Annotated in this window: 1 protein-coding gene; it reads left to right on the top strand. The window is 43.2% G+C overall.

Annotation, left to right across the window (positions count from 1 at the left end; translation table 11 throughout):
• Nucleotides 1-2,311, top strand: a 2,311-nt coding sequence (locus LC574_RS36305; RefSeq protein ID WP_267871804.1) for an NB-ARC domain-containing protein, incomplete at both ends; no start/stop codon positions are given.

Here is a 2,311-nt window from a genome sequence, read left to right as displayed (position 1 = left end):
CAATCACCAAGATTGGGGCGAAGCACCTAGGATTCGTGGTGTCTTCTATGGAAGGGAAGCAGAACTGTCTAAGCTCAAGAAGTGGATTGTTGATGATAGCTGCCGATTAGTAGCATTATTAGGCATGGGAGGAATTGGCAAAACTACTTTGTCTGTGAAGCTAGCAGACGAGGTTCAGGATAATTTCGAGTACTTTATTTGGCGAAGTCTCCGCAATGCTCCACCCATCCAAGAGATGTTAGCGAACCTGATTTTATTTGTATCTGATAAGAAGGAAACCGATTTACCAAAAACTGTAGACGGTCGAGTTACACTGCTAATTAATTATTTAAGAGGGCGTCGAAGTCTTTTGGTACTGGATAATGCCGAGACGATTATGCAAGGAGGGGATGCTTGCGGCAAGGATTTCGTCTTAGCGGTGGGACATTATAGAGAAGGATATGAGGGTTATGGCGAGTTGCTCAGACGGGTGGGAGAAGAACCTCATATTAGTTGCTTAGTGCTAACTTCTCGTGAAAAACCGAAAGAATTTGCACCTCTAGAAGGAGAAGCATCACCAGTCAGAACGCTATCATTACCTGGCTTGGGAGGAATAGAAGGACGAGAAGTTCTCAAGGATAAAGGCTTGTTTGGGTCAGATCAAGAATGGGCAAAGCTAGTAAGGCATTATTCAGGCAACCCCTTGGCATTAAAACTAGTTTCTGAGCCGATCCGTGAGTTATTTGGCGGTGATATCGCTGCCTTTTTAAATGAAGGGGAGATAATTTTTGGCGACATCCGTAATTTATTAGATCAGCAGTTTGAGCGCTTGTCAAAGCTAGAGAAAGAAGTTATGTACTGGCTGGCGATTAAGCGTGAGTTTGTTTCCCTAGAGGAGTTGTTAGATGATATTGTGCGACCATTGCCAAAAAGGCGGTTACTGGAGGCTTTAGAATCGCTAAGACGGCGATCGCTAATTGAAAAAAGTACTGCACTATTCACACTCCAACCTGTAGTTATGGAGTACATGACTGAGGTATTGATTGAAAAGGTTAGTCAAGAAATTATAACGGGTGAAACTGCACTATTCATGAGTCATGCTCTAATTGAAGCCAGTGCGAAAGATTATATTAGAAATACTCAAATCAACCTTATACTTAAGCCAGTTTTAGATAGGTTGACAAGTAGTTTTAGAATTCCTGCAAATATTGAGTACCAGCTAAAGGAAGTTTTATCGAAACTACCAAAAAAACTTCTGCCGGAAGCAGGATATGCAGTTGGAAATGTTTTGAATCTACTTTGTCAACTACAAATTGATTTGAGTAACTATGATTTTTCTCATCTGACTGTTTGGCAAGCCTACTTACAAGATTTAAATTTGCATCATGTAAATTTTGCTGGCTCCGATTTAGCTAAATCTGTTTTTGCTGAAACCTGGGGTAGTATTTTGTCGGTAGCATTTAGCCCTGATGGAAAACTTTTGGCTATAGCTAGTGTTAATGATAAAACTTACTTGTGGCAAGTTGCAGATAGTAAATCACTTTTTACCTTGACGGGACATACCAGTCCAGTATGGTCAGTTGCCTTCAGTCCTGATGGTCAAGCTTTAGCTAGTGGCAGTGACGACCAAACGGTGAAGTTATGGGATGTCCGTGACGGTAAGTGCCTCAAAACTTTGCATGGGCATACCAATCGAGTTCGATCAGTTGTTTTCAGTCCTGATGGTCACACCCTGGCTAGTGCCAGTGAAGATCAAACGGTGAAGTTATGGGATGTTCGTGACGGTAAGTGCCTCAAAACTTTGCATGGTCATACCAATTGGGTGTGGTCAGTTGCCTTCAGTCCTGATGGTAACACTCTGGCTAGTGGCAGTGACGACAAAACACTGAAGTTATGGGATGTGCATGACGGTACATGCCTCAAAACTTTGCAAGGTCATGCCAATTGGGTACGGTCTGTTGCCTTCAATCCAGATGGTAACACTCTGGCTAGTGGCAGTGACGACAAAACACTGAAGCTATGGGATGTGCATAACGGTAAGTGCCTCAAAACTTTGCAAGGTCATACCAATTGGATACCGTCAGTCGCTTTCAGTCCCGACGGTCAAACTCTGGCTAGTGGCAGTGATGACAAAACGGTGAAGCTATGGGATGTGCATAACGGTAAGTGCCTGAAAACTTTGTGTGGACATACTAATTGGGTGTGGTCAGTCGCTTTCAGTCCCGACGGTCAAACTCTGGCTAGTGGCAGTGATGACAAAACGGTGAAGCTATGGGATGTGCATAATGGTAAGTGCCTGAAAACTTTGTGTGGACATACTAATTGGGTGTGG

This window comes from Nostoc sp. CHAB 5715 (assembly GCF_020829685.1).
In the GTDB taxonomy this organism is placed as follows: Bacteria; Cyanobacteriota; Cyanobacteriia; order Cyanobacteriales; family Nostocaceae; genus Nostoc.
Note: the sequence above shows the minus strand (reverse complement) of the source record. Positions and strands in the feature narration are given on the sequence as shown.